Source organism: Naasia sp. SYSU D00057 (assembly GCF_017916505.1).
In the GTDB taxonomy this organism is placed as follows: Bacteria; Actinomycetota; Actinomycetes; order Actinomycetales; family Microbacteriaceae; genus Naasia.
Window position 1 is genome coordinate 639,915 of the sequence record NZ_JAFMSZ010000002.1, and the last position, 17,439, is coordinate 657,353.

The window sequence follows — 17,439 nt, forward strand, 5'->3', positions numbered from 1 at the left end:
CACCGGGCGGGGATCCGGTGGCTGCACATTCGCGCGCGTCGCGTGTGTTTCGGGGCGCGCACTGAGCGCTCCTCAGCTACGCGGATCAGTGCCGCGCGCGCTCCTCACCCGCCCGGGTTGTGCAATCAGCCGGCGCGGGTGACCGCCCTCGCCTCGCGGCGGGCGTGGGCGCCCTCCTTGACCCGCTCGACCACGTAGTAGAGGACGGGCAGCACGATGAGGGTGAGCACGGTCGACGACGTGAGGCCGCCGATCACGACGAGCGCGAGCGGCTGCGAGATGAAGCCGCCCTCGCCGGTCAGCCCGAGCGCCATCGGCAGGAGCGCGAACACGGTCGCGAGCGCCGTCATGAGGATGGGCCGCAGGCGCCGGGTCGCGCCGTCGAGCAGCGCCTGCCGGAGCGGCTCCCCCTGCCGCCGGTACTGGTTCACGAGGTCGACGAGCACGATCGCGTTCGTCACGACGATGCCGATGAGCATCAGCACGCCGATGATCGAGGGGACGCCGAGCGGGATGCCGGTCAGCACCTGCAGCAGGATGGCGCCGGTCGCGGCGAACGGCACCGAGATGAGCAGCAGGAACGGCTGCAGCAGGCTGCGGAACGTGGCCACCATGACGATGTAGACGATGAGGATCGCCACCAGCAGCGCGATGCCGAGCTGGCTGAACGCGTCGCGCTGGTCGGCGCTCACCCCGCCGAGCTCCGCGGAGGCCCCCGCGGGGAGGTCGGCGCCGTCGAGCGCGGCGAGGACTGCGGCGTTCGCCGTGGTGAGGTCCTCCTCGGCGGGTGTCACCGTCACCGTTGCGGTGCGGGCTCCGTCGACCGTGGTGATCGTCGCCGGGCCGTTGACCACGTCGACAGCGGCGAGGGTGTCGAGCCGGACCGGCCCCGCCGCCGTGGGCACGGGCAGCGCGGCGAGCGCCGCGGTCGAGGTGGGCGCATCCTGTGCCGCCAGGTAGATCGTGTATCGGTCGTCGTCGATCGTGATGCGGCCGATCGAGGCGGGCAGGCCCGCCTGCGAGACGAACCCGGCGAGCGCGACCTCGGTGAAGCCGGCGGCCGCCGCGGCGGCGCGGTTCACCTGCACCTGCAGGAACGGCTGCGCCGCCTGCAGGTTGCTCGACGCCTCGGCAACCTCGTCGAGGTCGCGGACCGAGGCGAGGATCGCGTCGGAGGCCGCCTGCAGCTCGTCCTGCCCCGGCGCCGTGATGTCGACCTCGATGTTGCTCGACGTGCCGAAGCCGGCCGACGCCTGCACGGAGATGTCGCCCGCCTCCTCCAGCCCGTCGAGGCGGTCGCGGACGTCCGTCTGGATCGCGTCCTGGTCGGCGCCCTCGTCGGTCGTGATCGAGTACACGGCACGGCTGCCGCCGCCGCCGCGGCCGAAGGCGGCGAGGAGCGAGCTGCCGCCCCCGATGGTGGCCTGCACGGTCTCGACGCCGTCGACCTGCTCGAGCTCGTCCTCGACCTGGCGCGCGGCGGCGTCCTGCACGTCGAGGCTGGTGCCCGGCTCGAAGGTCTGCGTCACCGAGAGGGTGTTCTGTCCGCTCGAGCCGAGGAAGTTCGTCTTCATCAGCGGCAGCAGGGCGACGGAGCCGCCGAGCACGAGCGCGGCGACGAGCAGGGTGACGAGCGGGCGCGCGAGCGTGAAGGCGAGGATCGGCCGGTACGCCTTCTGCAGGCGCCCGTCGCTCTCCGCCTCCGGGGAGCCCGAGTGCCGGTGGATCTTCGGCGCCCGCAGGAACCAGTAGGCGAGCACCGGCACGATCGTCAGCGAGACGACGAGCGACGCGAGCAGCGCGATCGTGACGGTGAGCGCGAACGGGCGGAACAGCTCGCCGGTGGCGCCCTCGACGAACGAGATGGGCAGGAAGACGGTGACGGTGGTGAGCGTCGACGCGGTGACCGCGCCCGCGACCTCACGGACGGCGCGGCCGATGACCCGGACCTTGCCCTGCTCGCCCGGCGCCTCGTCGCGCATGGCGAGGTGCCGCTTGATGTTCTCGATCACGACGATGGAGTCGTCGACGATGCGGCCGATCGCGATCGTCAGTCCGCCGAGGGTGAGCAGGTTGAGCGAGTAGTCGGCGAACTGCAGCCCCACGAAGGTGATGAGGACCGATGTCGGGATCGAGATCGCGGTCACGATCGTCGCGCGGACGCTCAGCAGGAAGACGAGGATGACGAGCACCGCGAACGCGAGCCCGAGCATGCCCTCAGTCGCGAGCGACTCGATCGACTGCTCGATGTAGGGCGCCTGGTCGAACACGATGGTGAAGCCGGCGCCGGCGAGGGCCTCCTCGAGGTCCGGCAGCGCATCCCGGACCTGGTGGGACACGTCGACGGTGTTCGCGTCCGGCACCTTGGTGACGGCGACGGTCAGCGCCGGCTCGCCGTCGACGCGCGAGAGCGTCGTGACGGGATCGTCGGTGAGCTCGACGGCGGCGACGTCGCCGACGGTCGCGGCTCCGCCGACCAGGGGCAGCGCGGCGATGTCGTCGACGCTGCCGAGCTGCGTGCCCGCCTGGACCGACAGGGTGCGGCCGTCCTCGGTGAGAGTGCCGGCGGGGACGAGGACGCCGCTCGACTGCACGGCGTCGCGGATGGCCGTGCCGGGGATGCCGCGTGCCGCGAGCGCCGCCGGGTCCGGGGTGACGACGACGCGCTGGCCCGGCACGCCGGACACGTCGGCCGCGCGCACGCCGTCGAGGTCCTCGAGCGCGGGCGTGACGAGCCGCCGCACGTCGTTCGCGAGCGCGCGCTCGTCCTCGCCGCCCGTGACGGCGATCTGGATCACGGGGAAGTCGTCGATGCTGCCGCTCAGCACCTGCGGGTCGACGCCCTCGGGCAGGGCGGATCGGATGCGGTTCACCGCCTGGGAGATCTTGTTCTCCGTCGAGGGCAGGTCGGTGCCGTAGGCGAACGAGGCGGACACGACGCTGCGCCCGGCGCTCGACGTGGTCGAGGTCGTCTCGAGACCGGCGACGCCCTGGATGGCCTGCTCGATGGGCACGCTGACGCTCTGGTCGACCACCTCGGGCGACGCGCCCTGGTAGGTGGTCAGCACCGCGAGCTGCGGGAAGGAGACGGAGGGGATCAGCTCCTGCTTGAGCGAGCCGAGTGCCAGCCCGCCGAACACCGCCGCGACGATCGTGACGAGGGCGATGAGCGCCCGGTTCTTCAGACTCGCGATGGCCAGCAGGTGCACTCGCGCGATTATCCGGCATCGAAGTTGAGAGAGTGTTGCACAATCCGAATTCGCGATATATCGTGTCGGTCATCAACGCGATATATCGCGAGAGGAGAGCACCGTGGCTCAGGAGAAGTGGCTCGTCACCGGGCCCAAGACCATCGACCTGCCGCTCGTGCGGTCGGTGAAGATCAGCCTCATCGGCGGACGCATCGACGTCATCGGCACCGACGAGCCGACCGCTCGGGTCGAGGTGTCGGAGGTCACCGGCCGCGACCTGCTCGTGCAGATCGACGGCGACCACCTGGAGATCGACCACCCGCAGCTGCGGTGGGACAACTTCCTCGATGTCTTCCGGTCGTTCACCGGCAAGGCCAGCACCACCGTCAGCCTGCTCGTGCCACGCTCCGCCTCGCTGCGGCTCGGCGTCGTGGGCGCCGACGCCCTGATCAGCGGCATGAGCGCCGGCGGTCGCCTCAACACCGTGTCCGGCAGCCTGATGGTCGACGACAGCGAGGGCGCGATCGACCTCAACAGCGTGAGCGGCTCGCTCGTCGTCCGCGACCACCGCGGCATCGTCACCGCGCACACCGTCTCCGGCGACGTCTCCGCGACCGGCGCGCTGACCGCGTTCTCCTGCGACGGCGTCAGCGGCGACGTGTTCATCGACGTGACCGGCATCCCGGACAAGATCGACACGAACACGGTGAGCGGCATGACGACCCTCCGCCTGCCCGCGGAGGTGGGCGCCCGATACACCGTGAACACGGTCAGCGGAACCGCACAGCTCGACGACCGCGTGTTCCGCGGCATCCGCGGGCGCGGCGAGAGCTGGAGCACCGGCGACCTGTCCGGCCGCTGGACGGACGTGAAGGCCAACTCGGTGTCCGGCGACATCGTCGTCGTCCGCGCCGCCGCCACCGCCGGAACGGGGACGACGGCGTGAACGTGTTCGGTCACGGCCGGCTGCGGCTCTACGTCCTGTCGCTCCTCGCGGAACGTCCGCGGCACGGCTACGAGCTCATCCAGGCGCTCGAGGAGCGCTCGGGCGGCACCTACTCGCCGAGCGCCGGCACCATCTACCCCCGGCTCGCGAAGCTCGAGGAGGACGGCCTCGTCCGCCGCGACTCGGACGGCCGCCGCACCGTCTACGCGATCACGGACGCCGGCCGCCGCGAGCTCGACGAGCGCCGCGACGAGCTCGCGGGCATCGAGAACGACCTCTCCGACTCGGTGCGCCGCATCGCCGACGAGGTGCGCTCCGGCGTCGACGCCGCGATGAAGAGCCTGCGGGCAGAGCTCGCCGCCGCCGCCTCGGCCGCCCGGGGCGAGGCGAGGTCCGCGTCGGCGTCCGCGTCCGCGTCGTCCTCGGCACCGGGGCCCGAGCCGGGATCGGGAGAGTCCGCCGACGGGCACCGCTCGGCCTGGCGCGACACCGGGACCGAGCTGCGGAACGCCGAGGTGGTGCTCGCGGACTTCCGGCACCGTGTGCGCGGCGACCTGCGGGCGGCGAGCGCGCGCGGCGGCATCCCGGCCGACGTTGTGCCCCTCCTCGAGGAGCGCCTCGCCGCCCTCCGCACGGAGATCAGCGGCCGCCTCCCCTGATCCCTCCCACGGATGCGAGGCGGGAGCTGTCAACCCGACGCCTCCCGATGGTCGTCTCGCGGCGACGACCCACATAGTGGGAGCGACTCGTCGACGAAGGGACGCCCGATGACCGCGGGACTTCAGCCGCTGCTGCACGACGCCGTCGTGGTGCTCGCCGCGCCGTCGCAGGCCTGGGGGGACCGCGGTGGCGACATCGCGGTCGGCGGGATCGCCGGCTTCTACGACGGGGACCGCCGCATCCTGTCGGAGCTCATCGTCACCGTCGACGGCGCCTCACCCGAGCCGATCGCGACCGCGACTCCCTCGGCGTCCGAGGCGGAGTTCGTCGGCCTGCTGCGCCTCCTCGACGACGAGTCGACCGACCCGCGCCTGCGCCTGCTGCGCCTCCGCACCGTGGCACCGGGCTCCCTCACCGAGCGGCTCCTCCTCGAGTCGACGCTCGAGCACGACGTGGACACGACCGTGGTCGCGTCGATCTCGAGCGACCTCGCCACGATGCACGCGGTGAAGGCGGGGCTCGGCGCCGACGAGGCGCCGCCCACACTCCTCGCGCACGCCGAGGGACTCGCCTGGTCAGATCAGGGCGTCACGGCAGGGCTCTCCGCGCCGGGTGCCGACGTGTCCGCCACCGGACCCGGACGCGGCGAGGCGAGCTGGACCGTCACCGTGCCCGCCAAGTCGTCCGTGAGCCTCGAGCTGACCGTGAGCGTCGCCGCGGACGATCCGGTCGTCACCGCGCCGGCCGGCACCGCCGAGTGGGACTCTGCCCGGATCGTCGCCGGCGACAACCGGCTCAGCCGCTGGCTGCAGGCGGCACTCGACGATCTGACCGCCCTGCGGATGAGCACCCGAACCCGTCCGGACGCCGCCTTCCTCGCTGCCGGCGCCCCCTGGTTCTTCACCCTCTTCGGGCGCGACTCGATCTGGGCGGCCCGCATGCTGCTGCCGTTCGGCACCGACCTCGCGCGCGACACCCTCCGGGTGCTGGCGGACCTGCAAGGCGTCGAGAGCGACCCGGACACCGCCGAGCAGCCCGGCAAGATCATGCACGAGCTGCGGGCCGCGCCCCTCGAGATCCCCGGCGAGGGGGTCGTGCTCCCGCCCCTCTACTACGGCACGGTGGATGCGACGGCGCTGTGGGCGTGCCTGCTCGTCGACGCCTGGCGGTGGGGTCTGGCCGACGAGGTCGTGGAGGAGCTGCTGCCCACCCTGGAGGCGGCCCTCGCCTGGCTGCGCGACCACGGCGACAGCGACGGCGACGGATTCCTCGAGTACGTGGACGAGAGCGGCCGCGGCCTCGTCCACCAGGGCTGGAAGGACTCGGGCGATTCCGTTCAGTGGCGCGACGGCCGGCTCGCGCAGGGCCCCATCGCGCTCTGCGAGGTGCAGGGGTACGCGTACGAGGCGGCGCTCGGCGGCGCCGAGCTCCTCGAGCGCTTCGGCCGCGGCGGTGCCGAGCAGTGGCGGGCGTGGGCGGCACAGCTCAAGCAGCGCTTCGCGGACAGCTTCTGGGTCGAGGACGAGCGGGGCCGCTACCCCGCCATCGCCCTCGACAACGAGAAGCGGGCCGTCGATTCCCTAACCAGCAACATCGGGCACCTGCTCGGCACCGGCATCCTCGAGCCGGAGGAGGCACGCCTGGTCGCCGAGCGCCTCGCCGCCCCGGAGCTCGCGTCCGGCTACGGGCTGCGCACGATGTCGGTCGACGAGGTCGGATACTGGCCGCTCAGCTACCACGGCGGGTCCGTGTGGGCGCACGACACCGCGATCGCCATCACCGGCCTCGCCCGTGAGGGGTTCGGCGACGAGGCGGAGCAGCTCGCCGAGGGCCTGCTCGCCGCGGCGGAGGGCTTCGGGTACCGGATGCCGGAGCTGCACTCCGGCGACGCGGCCGGCATCGTCGGCGCTCCCATCCCGTATCCCGCCGCGTGCCGTCCGCAGGCGTGGTCGGCGGCGGCATCCGTCGCGGTGCTGTCCGCCCTGCTCGGCCTCACTCCCGACCGGGAGGAGCGCGTGGTGCGCTCGCGTCCACTGCAGGCGGCGAAGGCCTCGGGCGTCTCCGTGGAGGGCCTGCGGATGGCGGGGCGGGCGTTCCTCGTGACGACGGGCACCGGCGACACGGGAGTCGTCACCGCCGTCCACTGAGCGGCGTTCACTCCCGGTGACTTCGAGAAGGCGCGTGCGGCGCCTCCTCGATCACCGGGTGAAGCGTCAGTCGTCGGCGAAGAAGCGGGCCAGGATTGAGACGCCGTCGCGGTCCTCGGCGGGCGCCGCGGTCACCGGGACCGCGTCCTCGCGGAAGGTGACCGGAACCTCGCCCGTGGCGGGCCGGAAGCTGCCGCGCGCCCGCGCCGGTGCCGGCGGCTGGTTCGGGCGCGGCGGAGCCGGCACGCGGCCGCCGATCGCGGAGAACACCTGCCGGGCGACCGTGCGCCCGGAGCGGTTGGCGCCGATGGTGCTGGCCGTCGGTCCATAGCCGGCGAAGAATATGCGCGGGTCGCGCTCGGCGGCGCCTGTCGAGACGACGATGCCGCCCTCCTTCTCGTGGAGGTGCAGCGGGCTGAGGTGCCGCACGTCGGGGCGGAAGCCGGTCGCCCAGATGATCGAGTCGATCGGCTCGCGGGTCCCGTCCTCCCACACCGCGGCCGTGTCGTCGATGCGCTCGAACATGGGCCGCGGGTCGAGCACGCCGCGTGCGATGCCGGCCGCGATGCGGCGCGTCCTCGGCACGCCCGTCCCGCTCACGATGCTCGGCAGGGCGTGGCCGGCGCGGGCGGCGGCATCCTGGGCGGAGACCGCCGTGACGGCGTCCTCGAGGTCAAGCGTGCCGTGGTCCAGGAAGTCGACGGGCCGGCGGGTGACCCAGGTGGTCTTCGCGGCGACGCCTTCGAGCTCGAGCAGGAAGCCGATCGCCGAGGTTCCGCCGCCGATGACGAGCACACGCTGACCGCGGAAGTCCTCCGCCGAGCGGTAGGTCGCGGTATGCACCTGCTTGCCGCGGAACTGCAGCACGCCCGGGTAGTAGGGCACGAACGGGGCGCCCCACGTGCCGGTCGCGTTGACGACGGCGTGCGTCGCGACATCGCCAGCGTCCGAGCGCACGATGAGGTCGGCACCGCGGTTGAAGACCGCGCTGACCGAGACGGGCCGGTGCACGCGGAGGTCGTAGTGCATCTCGTACTGCGAGTAGTACTCCATGACCACGTCGCGGGCGGGACGGCTGCGGTCGGCGTCGTCGAAGCTCAGGCCGATCGCCTTCATGCCGGGAAGGTCATGGACCCGGTGGGCGGAACCGAGGCGGAGGGACTCCCAGCGGTGCTGCCAGGCGCCGCCCGCACCGGGGCCCTGATCGAGGACCAGGAAGTCCGTGCCGGCGCGCATGCCGAGTCGCTGCAGGTAGTACGCGACCGACAGACCCGCCTGCCCGGCTCCGATGATCACGACCGAGGTGGACTCGTCCAGCACATGCCCTCCTTCGCCCAGGGGGCCGTCACCCCCATGTCCCATCGTGCCCCATGAGGCCCGTGCTAAAGTAGCGCCCAGTTTTCTAATCCCTGTTGAGGTCCGCCGCGCCTTCTGAAGCCCGGCGAAGAATGGTGAGGGGGTCACGCATATGGGGCGCGGCCGTCAAAAGGCAAAGCACACCAAGGTGGCCCGCGAGCTGAAGTACTACAGCCCGCAGACCAACTACGACGCGCTCGAGCGTGAGCTGACGGGTCACTCGCACGGCGAGGACTCCAGCGAATACGACAAGTGGGCGGAATACGCAACGGAGGACGACCCGTCCGCGGAGGAGCGCTCGCAGACCGCCTGACCGCGGGCTATCGAGATCGTCCGTCCGGCGGATGGCGATCATCCCTCCGGCCGAAGAGCCGGGCGGAACCCGGGCGACAGACTCGGCGGGTGACCGCTCTTCCCGTCCCGCGCGCGAGCATCCGCCTCGCGCTGCGCTCGGCGCTCATCGTCCTGATGCTCGGCGCGGCGGTCGGCGGTCTGACCTCACTCGGGCAGCTGGCGGGGCTGGGGCCGCTCGCGAACTCGGCGTCCGCCTGGACGATCCCCACGGCGGCCGCAGTGCTGCTGGTCCGGGCCGACCTGCGCGTCGCTCCGATCTTCGGCACGCTCGGCTTCGCGGCGGACATCCTCGGCTACACCGTCGTCTCGAACCTGCGGGCCCACCCCTTCGACCCGTCCTTCTGGCTGGTCGTCGGACTCGTCGCGGGCCCGGTTGTCGGTGTCGCGGCGGCGCTGCTGCGGCAGGCGGACCGGCGCCGAGTCGCCGTCGGGATCGGCGTGCTCGCCGGGATTCTCGTCGGCGAGGGCGTCTACGGCCTGACGACGGTCGCGGCGACCACGGGACCGTCAGGCTGGATCGTGCTGATGGCCCTCGCCGTCGCCGCGTTCGCCGCGGTCGCCCTCCGCCGGCTCCGGTCCGCTGCGCCTCTCGCTTTCGCCGCGGCGGTCACCGTCGCCGTCGCCGCCGCGTTCCTCGTCGGGTACGGCGTCGTGCTGCCGGCGGTGCTGCTGGCGTGACCGGTCAGTCGGCGTAGGCGCCCGTCAGGCGGACGGCGCCGCCGTCCACGCCCTTCGCGCCCTGCTCGAAGCCGCCGAGGTCGCGGTCGCCGACCCTGACGGTGCCGGCCTGCCAAGCCTCGATGCCGTGCGCCGCCAGAGTCGCAGCGACCTCGCCCGCATAGTCGGACTCGACGATCGCGAACATTCCGATGCCGAGGTTCCAGGTGCCCTCGTGGTCGGTCAGGCGGGTGCCGCTGAGATCGGTGAGCACCCGGAACACCGGGGACGGAGACCAGCTGCCACGATCGAGCTCGGCCCACGCACCCTTGGGCAGCACCCGCGCGAGGTTGGCGGCGATGCCGCCACCGGTGACGTGGCTGAACGCGTGCACTGCGCCGCCCGAGACCGGGTCCCCGAGAAGGGCGAGCAGCGCCGACGTGTAGAGCCGGGTCGGCTCGAGCAGCGCGAGGCCCACCGGTCCGCCGAGCTCGTCGAGCCGGTCGGTGTAGCCGAGGCCGCGATCGGCGAGGATCTTGCGCACGAGGGAGAAGCCGTTGCTGTGCAGGCCGGAGGAGGCGAGCGCGATGACGGCGTCGCCGTCGCGCACGCGGTCGGGGCCGAGCAGCTCGTCGGCCTCCACGACGCCGACGGCGGCGCCTGCGAGGTCGTAGTCGTCCGGCCCCATCAACCCTGGGTGCTCGGCGGTTTCGCCGCCGACGAGCGCGGTTCCGGTGGCGGCGCAGGCGTCGGCCACCCCGCGGACGATCTCGGCGATCCGCTCGGGCACGAGGCGGCCGCAGGCGATGTAGTCGGTGAGGAACAGCGGCTTCGCGCCGACGACGACGATGTCGTCGACGATCATGCCGACCAGGTCCTGACCGACGGTGTCGTGCTTGTCGAGGGCCTGCGCGATCGCGACCTTCGTGCCGACGCCGTCCGTGCCGGTGGCGAGCAGCGGGCGCCGGTAGTCGCGCAGCGCGGACGCGTCGAAGAGGCCCGCGAACCCGCCGACGCCGCCCAGCACCTCGGGTCCGTGGGTGCGGCCGACCGCGGCGCGCATGAGCTCCACCGCCCGATCCCCGGCCGCAGTGTCGACGCCGGCTGCGGCGTAGCTGTCGCTCATTCGGTCATCCGTTCGAGGCATGGCAGACTTCTCCGGTAAGCCCCCACTCTATGGTCTGGAGCTCTTCGCCGAATGTGCGGCATCGTCGGCCTCGTCTCACCCGAGCCGGTCAACCAGCTCGTCTATGACAGCCTCCTTCTGCTCCAGCACCGCGGGCAGGACTCGACCGGCATCGCCACCACTGAGGGCAAGACCCTGCACATGCGGAAGGCGCGCGGCCAGGTCCGCGAGGCCTATCGCACGCGGGACATGCGGGCCCTCCCCGGCACGATGGGGCTCGGTCACGTCCGGTACGCCACCAAGGGGTCGGCGGCCAACGAGGAGGAGACTCAGCCGTTCTATGTGAACGCGCCGTACGGCATCGTCATGGTGCACAACGGCAACCTCACGAACACGCGCGAGCTCACCGACGAGCTCTACCGGGTGGACCGCCGCCACCTCAACACGAGCTCCGACACCGAGCTGCTCATCAACATCCTCGCCAACGAGCTGCAGGCGCAGATCTCCGGCACGGACCTCGACCTCGACCAGCTGTTCACCGCGGTGTCCCGCGTGCACGAGCGGGTCGAGGGCTCCTACGCGACGATCGCGCTGATCGCCGGCCACGGACTGCTCGCGTTCCGCGACCCGTTCGGCATCCGCCCGCTCGTGCTCGGCAGGCGCCAGATCGGGCTGCTCGGCACCGAGTGGATCGTGGCGTCCGAGACCGTCGCCCTCGAGAGCCAGGGCTTCGAGGTGGTCCGCGACGTCGAGCCCGGCGAGGCCGTCTTCATCACGGTGAGCGGGGAGCTGCACACGCGCCAGTGCGCGAAGAACCCGACCCTCGTGCCCTGTTCGTTCGAGTACGTCTACCTCGCGCGCCCCGACTCGATTATGAACGGCATCTCCGTCTACGAGGCGCGGCTGCGACTCGGCAATCGCCTCGCCGACACCATCGAGCGCTACACGCCGCGCGGCGACATCGACGTCGTGATGCCGATCCCCGACTCGTCACGGCCCGCCGCCATGCAGGTCGCGCAGAAGCTCGGCATCGAGTACCGCGAGGGCTTCTACAAGAACCGCTACGTCGGCCGGACGTTCATCATGCCGGGGCAGGCGGAGCGCAAGAAGTCGGTGCGGCAGAAGCTCAACGCGATGGGCTCCGAGTTCCGAGGCAAGAACATCCTCATCGTCGACGACTCGATCGTGCGCGGCACGACGAGCAAGGAGATCGTCGACATGGCGCGGGCCGCCGGTGCCAACAAGGTGACGTTCACGTCGGCGGCGCCGCCCGTCCGCTTCCCGCACGTGTACGGCATCAACATGCCCTCGCGCCGGGAGCTGGTCGCCTTCGACCGGAAGATCCCCGAGATCGCGACCGAGCTCGGCGCCGACTACCTCATCTACCAGGAGGTGGCCGACATGCAGTCGGCCATCGTCGAGGGCTCCCGGGTCACCGACCTCGAGAAGAGCTGCTTCGACGGCCGCTACATCACCGGCACGGTGACGGAGGAGTACCTCCGCTGGGTGGAGAAGACCCAGCTCAGCTGACCCGTCGCGGGCCTGCGGCGCCCGCGACTGCGGCCGAGTTGCCGATTTCCGCCCTCATTCCGCGCGAACAGCGGCGGATATCGGCAACTCGCCCACCTATGGGCTGCGGGGTCAGGGGCGCGGCGTGCCCGCAGGGCCGGAGGACGGGGCGTCGTCGCCGTCCACCGGGCTGGGGGCGGCGGTGTCCGCGGAGCGCTCGGGCTCCTCGGGGGCGAGGGTGACCTCGCGGATCGCGTCGACCTCACGTGTTCTGCGCTGCAGGGCGCGGTCGAGGAGCACGGCGACGAGGCCGCCGAGAGCGGCGCCCAGCACGACGCCGAGCAGCACCAGGAACCCGAGGACCTGGCTCGTCGGATACTGCTCGTTCTCCGGGAAGGCGAACGTGGCGATCAGCGCGACGACGGCGCCCAGCACCGCTCCGGTGAGCAGGAAGTTGAGGATCTTCGCCGAACGGCGGACGCGCACCTGCTCGGGGCGCTCCCCGGAGGGCGGCGGAGTGGCGGTCATGCGCGGGTCCTCAGGGATGCGATCGGCGGGATCGGGACGTAGCCGGTGAGGTCGGCGCGCTGTCCCGAGGCGGCCACCCGGTGCGCCGCGAGCGCGTCGGACCAGGTCAGCGTGCCGGAGGCGAGAGCCAGCCAGGTCGGGGCGTCCATCTCGATGACGTTGGGCGGGGTGCCGCGCGTGTGCCGCGGCCCGGGAATGCACTGCACCGCACCGAACGGGGGCACGCGCACCTCGACCGTGTTTCCCTCGGCACGCTCGGCGAGCAGCTGCAGGGTGTAGCGGACGGCGGTCGCGACCGTGTTCCGGGGTGCCTCGCCCGCGAGTGCGGTCGCCACGGCGGGCTCCCCGACCTCGGCGCCGATCCTCGCTCGTCCCACGCCTCCACGGTACCCCGCGCCGCCGGAGCGGCCGCTCGCAACCGAACGGCCATCTCGCAACGGCACGCGGTTGCAGAACGGTCGTCCGGTTGCAGCGGCCTCCGACCCCGGGAGGCGGCCATCCCGGCACCGCCGATAGCCTGGACGGGTGCGGATCCTCGTCCTCGGCTCCGGCGCGCGCGAGCACGCCATCCTCGACGCCCTCCTCGCCGATCCGGCGGGCCATGACGTCACCGTCTCGCCCGGCAACGGCGGCATCGCGGAGGCGTCGGCCACCGTCGTCTTCGGCGACATCACCGACGACGAGCTCGTCGCCGACTGGGTGCAGGCGAACCCGTTCGACCTGGTCGTCATCGGGCCCGAGGCGCCCCTCATCGCCGGCGTCGCCGACGGACTCCGCGAGCGCGGCGTCCCCGTGTTCGGCCCCGGCAGGGCGGCCGCGCAGCTCGAGGGCAGCAAGGCCTTCGCGAAGCGGATCATGGCGGAGGCGGGCGTTCCGACCGGTCGCGCCGTCCGCGCCGGCACCCTGACCGAGGTGGAGGCGGCGCTCGACGAGCTCGGCGCGCCGTACGTGGTGAAGGCGGACGGCCTCGCCGCCGGCAAGGGCGTGCTCGTCACCGACGACCGCGCCGCCGCGCTCGACCACGCGACGCACTACCTGCAGCAGGGCGCGGTGCTGCTCGAGGAGCACCTCACCGGCCGCGAGGTGTCCCTCTTCTTCCTCTCCGACGGCCACACCGTGCTGCCGCTCTCCCCTGCCCAGGACTTCAAGCGCCTCGGGGACGGCGACGCGGGCCCGAATACGGGCGGCATGGGCGCCTACTCGCCGCTTCCCTGGCTCGCCGACTCGTTCGGCGGCGAGGAGGCCTTCGTCCGGCGCGTGCTCGAGACCGTCGCCGAGCCGGTCGTGCGTCAGCTCGAGGACGAGGACACCCCCTTCATCGGCCTGCTCTACTGCGGCCTGATCGTCGAGGGCGACGACATCCGCGTCATCGAGTTCAACGCCCGCTTCGGCGACCCGGAGACGCAGGTCGTGCTGCCGCGCCTCGTCACCCCGCTGGCCGGCCTGCTCTTCGCGGCCGCGAGCGGCGAGCTCGCCGGGATGCCGTGGCCCGAGTTCAGCGATCAGGCTGCCGTCGGCGTCGTCCTCGCCAGCGAGGGCTACCCGGAGGCGCCGGTGACGGGCCGCCCGATCTACGGCTTCCGGGACGCGCTCACCGTTCCCGGCATCCGCATCGACCACGCGGCGACCGCGTGGAGCGACGAGCACGACACCCTGCTCGCCACCGGAGGCCGGGTGCTCACCGTCGTGGCCGTCGCCGACGACTTCAGGGAGGCGCGCTCCCGCGTGTACGCCGCGGTGGACGCGCTCGACCTGGAGGGCGGCCAGTACCGCACCGACATCGCCGCGGCGGTGGTGGCGGAATGACCGAGCCGATGCGCCTGGCCGGCTGGGAGCACGTCTACTCCGGCAAGGTCCGCGAGCTGTACCGCCCCGCGAACGGCGCCGGCGACCGGATGCTCGTCGTCGCCACGGACCGCGTCAGCGCCTTCGACCACGTGCTCGAGCCCGGGATCCCGGCCAAGGGCGAGCTGCTCACCACCCTCAGCCTGTGGTGGTTCGGGAAGCTCGGCGTGCCCGACCACCTGGTCGAGCCGCAGGAGGTGCCCGCCGAGGTGCAGGGCCGCGCGATGCTCGTGAAGGCCCTCGACATGTACCCGATCGAGTGCGTCGTGCGCGGCTACCTGACCGGCAGCGGCTGGGCGGAGTACCGGGAGACGCAGAGCGTGTGCGGCGTCCAGCTGCCGGCCGGCCTTCAGGACGGCGACCGGCTGCCCGAGCCGATCTACACCCCGGCGTGGAAGGCGCCCCAGGGCGAGCACGACGAGAACATCCCCTTTGAGCGCGCGGTCGAGCTGGTCGGGCAGGAGCGTGCGGAGGAGCTGCGCCGGCTGTCCCTCGACGTCTTCGCCGCGGCGTCCGCCATCGCCGAGGAGCACGGCGTGATCCTCGCCGACACCAAGTTCGAATTCGGCGCCGACCCGGGGACGGGGCGCACGCTGCTGGCCGACGAGGTGCTGACGAGCGACTCCAGCCGCTACTGGGACGCCGACGAGTGGCACCGGGGCATCCGCGGCCGCAGCTTCGACAAGCAGATCGTGCGCGACTGGCTCGCCGCGAACTGGGATCGGACCGGCACCCCGCCGCGCCTGCCCGACGAGATCGTCGAGCGCACCGCCGCCCGATACCGCGAGCTGATCGAGCGCTTCACCGGCTGACCCGTCTCGTCGCACCCTCCTCCTCGCGGGGGACGGCCGCGTCCGTCTCGAGGCGGAGGCCTGCGGCGAGCGCCGGCGATAGCGTGGATCGATGGCCGATCCGCAGACCGACGAGTGGGTGCGACCGGCACCGAGCCGGAGCGACCTGCGCCGCGACGTAATCACCGCCGTCGCCCTGGCGGGCGGGGTGACCCTCAGCGTCGTCCTCTATTCGATCGGCGGCGTCTACGACAACCCGGCGCCGTGGTGGGCGAGCGCGCTCTACGTCGCGTTCACGACCCTGCCCCTCGCCCTGCGGCGCCGCTGCCCGGGCGTCGTGGCGGTCGTCGTCTCCGTCGCCTACGGCGTCGGCATGGGCGCGAGCGTGCCCGACCTGTTCTTCGGCAACGTCACGCTGTTCCTCGCGTTCTACTCCCTCGGCGCGTGGGGCCGGAACCGCGCCGCCTCCCGCCTCCTGCGGATGCTGATCATCGTCGGCATGTTCCTGTGGCTGTTCCTCGACCTCGGAATCCGGTTCTCGAATCCCGAGCTGCTAGCGCAGTACACGCCGGGCGCCTCACCGCAGGCGGCCGTCGCGATCGCGCTGCTCAGCATCCTCATCAATCTCCTCTTCTTCGGCGCCGCGTACGTGTTCGGCGACCGCGCCTGGGCATCCGCGCGCGCCTTCGCGACGCTCGAGCAGCGGACCGCCGAGCTCACCGCCGAGCGCGAGCGCACCGCCGCGCAGGCGGTCGTCCTCGAGCGGGTCCGCATCGCGCGCGAGCTGCACGACGTCGTGGCGCACCACGTCTCCGTCATGGGCGTGCAGGCCGGTGCCGCCCGCCGCGTCCTCGACCGCGACCCGGCCCGCGCCGCGGAGTCGCTCGCCGCGATCGAGGAGAGCGCCCGGTCGGCGGTCGACGACCTGCACCGGATGCTCGGCACGCTCCGCAGCGAGGAGACGGAGAGCGCGCCGCCGCCCAGCACCCTCGGGGTCGAGCAGCTGGACGACCTCGTGCGTCAGGCGGGTGCCGACGGCCGGACCGCCCGCTACGCCACCGTCGGAACGCCTCGCCCGCTCGAGGGCACGGTCGGCAACACCCTGTACCGCGTGACCCAGGAGGCTCTCACGAACTCGATCAAGCACGCCGGGCCCGCCGCCGAGATCGATGTGCGCCTGCGCTACCTCGACGACGCGGTCGAGCTCGAGGTCAGCGACACCGGCGGCCGGCCCGCCCGGCACGCGGGCGGCGCCGGCCTCGGCCAGGTCGGCATGCGGGAGCGGGTGGGCGCCGTCGGCGGCACCCTCGAGCTCGGACCGTCGTCCCGCGGCGGCTACCTCGTGCGGGCGAGCATCCCGACCGGCCGATGAGCGACATCCGAGTCGTCCTCGCCGACGACCAGGACCTCGTGCGCCGCGGCTTCCGGATGATCCTCGAGTCCGAGCCGGGGATCGCCGTCGTCGGCGAGGCGAAGGACGGCGATCAGGCGGTGCGCGAGGTGGAGCGCCTCCGGCCCGACGTGGTGTGCCTCGATGTGCAGATGCCCGGCGTCGACGGGCTCGAGGCCGCACGCCGCATCGCGGCGAGCGGCGCCTCCACGGCGGTGCTCGTGCTCACGACGTTCGACCGCGACGACTACCTCTTCGAGGCGCTCCGCGCGGGCGCGAGCGGGTTCCTGCTGAAGACGACGTCGCCGGAGAAGCTGATCGAGGCGGTGCAGGTGGTGGCCGCCGGCGACGCGCTGCTCTCCCCCGACGTGACGAAGCGCGTCATCCAGCGGTTCGCGTCCGGCGCCGTGCGAGCGCCGCATCCCGCCCTGGCGGAGCTGACCGAGCGCGAGACCGAGGTGCTCTCCCTCCTCGGCCGCGGGATGTCGAACGCCGAGATCGCGGGCGCGCTCTTCCTCGGCGAGGCCACGGTGAAGACCCACGTGTCGAAGGTGCTCTTCAAGCTGGAGCTGCGCGACCGCGTGCACGCGGCGGTGTTCGCGCAGGAGAACGGCCTCGCGGGCCGCTGATCCGCCCCCTCGGTGATCGAGGAGCCGACTCAGGTCCCCCACCCCCGGTGATTGAGGAGCCGACCGCAGGTCGGCGTCTCGAAATCACGCGACGTCCCTTCGGACTCAGCCACGTCAGGGAGGGCAGGGCCAGGTTCGAAGAGCGGCTCGCGTGATTTCGAGACGGCCGCTCCGCGGCCTCCTCAATCACCGGGAAGAGGGGCGCGGTTCGAAGCGGCTCGCGTGATCTCGAGACGGCCGCTCCGCGGCCTCCTCAATCACCGGGAAGAGGGGCGCGGTTCGAAGCGGCTCGCGTGATCTCGAGACGGTC

The 17,439-nt window shown here is 72.4% G+C and carries 15 protein-coding genes; 10 read left to right on the plus strand and 5 right to left on the minus strand.

All coding sequences use genetic code 11. The features are described from left to right. Window positions 1-125: 125 nt before the first annotated feature. A complete protein-coding gene (locus J3P36_RS10360) occupies window positions 126-3,209 on the minus strand; it encodes an efflux RND transporter permease subunit (RefSeq protein WP_210507753.1) in 3,084 nt (1,027 codons plus the stop codon). Window positions 3,210-3,312: 103 nt separating this feature from the next. Here J3P36_RS10360 and J3P36_RS10365 point away from each other — a divergent pair, with 103 nt between their 5' ends. From J3P36_RS10365 to J3P36_RS10375, 3 genes are all read left to right on the plus strand, one after another. Then, window positions 3,313-4,137 (plus strand): DUF4097 family beta strand repeat-containing protein, encoded by an 825-nt coding sequence (locus tag J3P36_RS10365; RefSeq protein ID WP_210507755.1) that lies wholly within the window; start codon window positions 3,313-3,315, stop codon window positions 4,135-4,137. Beyond that, window positions 4,134-4,796: a PadR family transcriptional regulator gene (locus J3P36_RS10370; protein WP_210507763.1), complete on the plus strand. Its 663-nt coding sequence runs from the start codon at window positions 4,134-4,136 to the stop codon at window positions 4,794-4,796. Before J3P36_RS10365 ends, J3P36_RS10370 begins: the two co-directional genes overlap by 4 nt. A 108-nt stretch (window positions 4,797-4,904) precedes the next feature. Next, window positions 4,905-6,944, plus strand: a complete 2,040-nt coding sequence (locus J3P36_RS10375) for a glycogen debranching N-terminal domain-containing protein (protein WP_210507765.1) — start codon at window positions 4,905-4,907, stop codon at window positions 6,942-6,944. A 66-nt stretch (window positions 6,945-7,010) separates the two neighbouring features. Here the strand turns inward: J3P36_RS10375 and J3P36_RS10380 are convergent, their stop codons facing one another. After that, entirely contained in the window at window positions 7,011-8,264 is a 1,254-nt protein-coding gene (locus J3P36_RS10380) for an NAD(P)-binding domain-containing protein (protein WP_307807039.1), read from the minus strand. 184 nt (window positions 8,265-8,448) lie between these two features. Between J3P36_RS10380 and J3P36_RS10385 the strand changes: the two genes are divergently transcribed. Together J3P36_RS10385 and J3P36_RS10390 are read left to right on the plus strand one after the other, a co-directional pair. Beyond that, window positions 8,449-8,613, plus strand: a complete 165-nt coding sequence (locus J3P36_RS10385; protein WP_374100716.1) for a DUF3073 family protein — start codon at window positions 8,449-8,451, stop codon at window positions 8,611-8,613. Between the two features lie 89 nt (window positions 8,614-8,702). Further along, the gene (locus J3P36_RS10390; RefSeq protein ID WP_210507771.1) at window positions 8,703-9,332 is read left to right on the plus strand and encodes a DUF6518 family protein; all 630 of its coding nucleotides are present in this window, start codon (window positions 8,703-8,705) and stop codon (window positions 9,330-9,332) included. Between the two features lie 4 nt (window positions 9,333-9,336). On the opposite strand, the gene purM is transcribed toward J3P36_RS10390, so the two are convergent. Further along, entirely contained in the window at window positions 9,337-10,437 is a 1,101-nt protein-coding gene (purM, locus tag J3P36_RS10395) for a phosphoribosylformylglycinamidine cyclo-ligase (protein WP_210507773.1), read from the minus strand. A 72-nt stretch (window positions 10,438-10,509) separates the two neighbouring features. On the opposite strand from purM, the gene purF reads away from it, so the two are divergent. Further along, window positions 10,510-11,967 carry an amidophosphoribosyltransferase gene (purF, locus tag J3P36_RS10400; protein WP_210507775.1) on the plus strand — a complete coding sequence of 486 codons (1,458 nt, stop codon included), beginning with the start codon at window positions 10,510-10,512 and terminating at the stop codon, window positions 11,965-11,967. A gap of 111 nt (window positions 11,968-12,078) precedes the next feature. On the opposite strand, the gene J3P36_RS10405 is transcribed toward purF, so the two are convergent. Continuing rightward, on the minus strand, window positions 12,079-12,474 hold the full coding sequence (locus tag J3P36_RS10405; protein ID WP_210507777.1) for a hypothetical protein: 396 nt from the start codon (window positions 12,472-12,474) through the stop codon (window positions 12,079-12,081). After that, the gene (locus J3P36_RS10410) at window positions 12,471-12,851 is read right to left on the minus strand and encodes a sterol carrier family protein (protein WP_307807040.1); all 381 of its coding nucleotides are present in this window, start codon (window positions 12,849-12,851) and stop codon (window positions 12,471-12,473) included. Before J3P36_RS10410 ends, J3P36_RS10405 begins: the two co-directional genes overlap by 4 nt. A 148-nt stretch (window positions 12,852-12,999) precedes the next feature. On the opposite strand from J3P36_RS10410, the gene purD reads away from it, so the two are divergent. From purD to J3P36_RS10430, 4 genes are all read left to right on the plus strand, one after another. Beyond that, complete coding sequence (gene purD, locus J3P36_RS10415) at window positions 13,000-14,280, plus strand: phosphoribosylamine--glycine ligase (RefSeq protein ID WP_210507781.1); 1,281 nt, start codon at window positions 13,000-13,002, stop codon at window positions 14,278-14,280. Further along, window positions 14,277-15,131 (plus strand): phosphoribosylaminoimidazolesuccinocarboxamide synthase, encoded by an 855-nt coding sequence (locus J3P36_RS10420; RefSeq protein WP_210507783.1) that lies wholly within the window; start codon window positions 14,277-14,279, stop codon window positions 15,129-15,131. The genes purD and J3P36_RS10420 overlap by 4 nt, the downstream gene beginning before the upstream one ends. A gap of 91 nt (window positions 15,132-15,222) precedes the next feature. Then, entirely contained in the window at window positions 15,223-16,482 is a 1,260-nt protein-coding gene (locus J3P36_RS10425; RefSeq protein WP_210507784.1) for a sensor histidine kinase, read from the plus strand. Further along, window positions 16,479-17,129 carry a response regulator transcription factor gene (locus J3P36_RS10430; protein WP_210507786.1) on the plus strand — a complete coding sequence of 217 codons (651 nt, stop codon included), beginning with the start codon at window positions 16,479-16,481 and terminating at the stop codon, window positions 17,127-17,129. The genes J3P36_RS10425 and J3P36_RS10430 overlap by 4 nt, the downstream gene beginning before the upstream one ends. Window positions 17,130-17,439 lie beyond the last annotated feature (310 nt).

Coding starts and splice junctions, on each gene's coding strand:
- J3P36_RS10375 (WP_210507765.1), top strand. CDS start 4,905: ATGACCGCGGGACTTCAGCCGCTGCTGCACGACGCCGTCGTGGTGCTC.
- purM (WP_210507773.1), bottom strand. CDS start 10,437: ATGAGCGACAGCTACGCCGCAGCCGGCGTCGACACTGCGGCCGGGGAT.
- purF (WP_210507775.1), top strand. CDS start 10,510: ATGTGCGGCATCGTCGGCCTCGTCTCACCCGAGCCGGTCAACCAGCTC.
- J3P36_RS10405 (WP_210507777.1), bottom strand. CDS start 12,474: ATGACCGCCACTCCGCCGCCCTCCGGGGAGCGCCCCGAGCAGGTGCGC.
- J3P36_RS10420 (WP_210507783.1), top strand. CDS start 14,277: ATGACCGAGCCGATGCGCCTGGCCGGCTGGGAGCACGTCTACTCCGGC.
- J3P36_RS10425 (WP_210507784.1), top strand. CDS start 15,223: ATGGCCGATCCGCAGACCGACGAGTGGGTGCGACCGGCACCGAGCCGG.
- J3P36_RS10430 (WP_210507786.1), top strand. CDS start 16,479: ATGAGCGACATCCGAGTCGTCCTCGCCGACGACCAGGACCTCGTGCGC.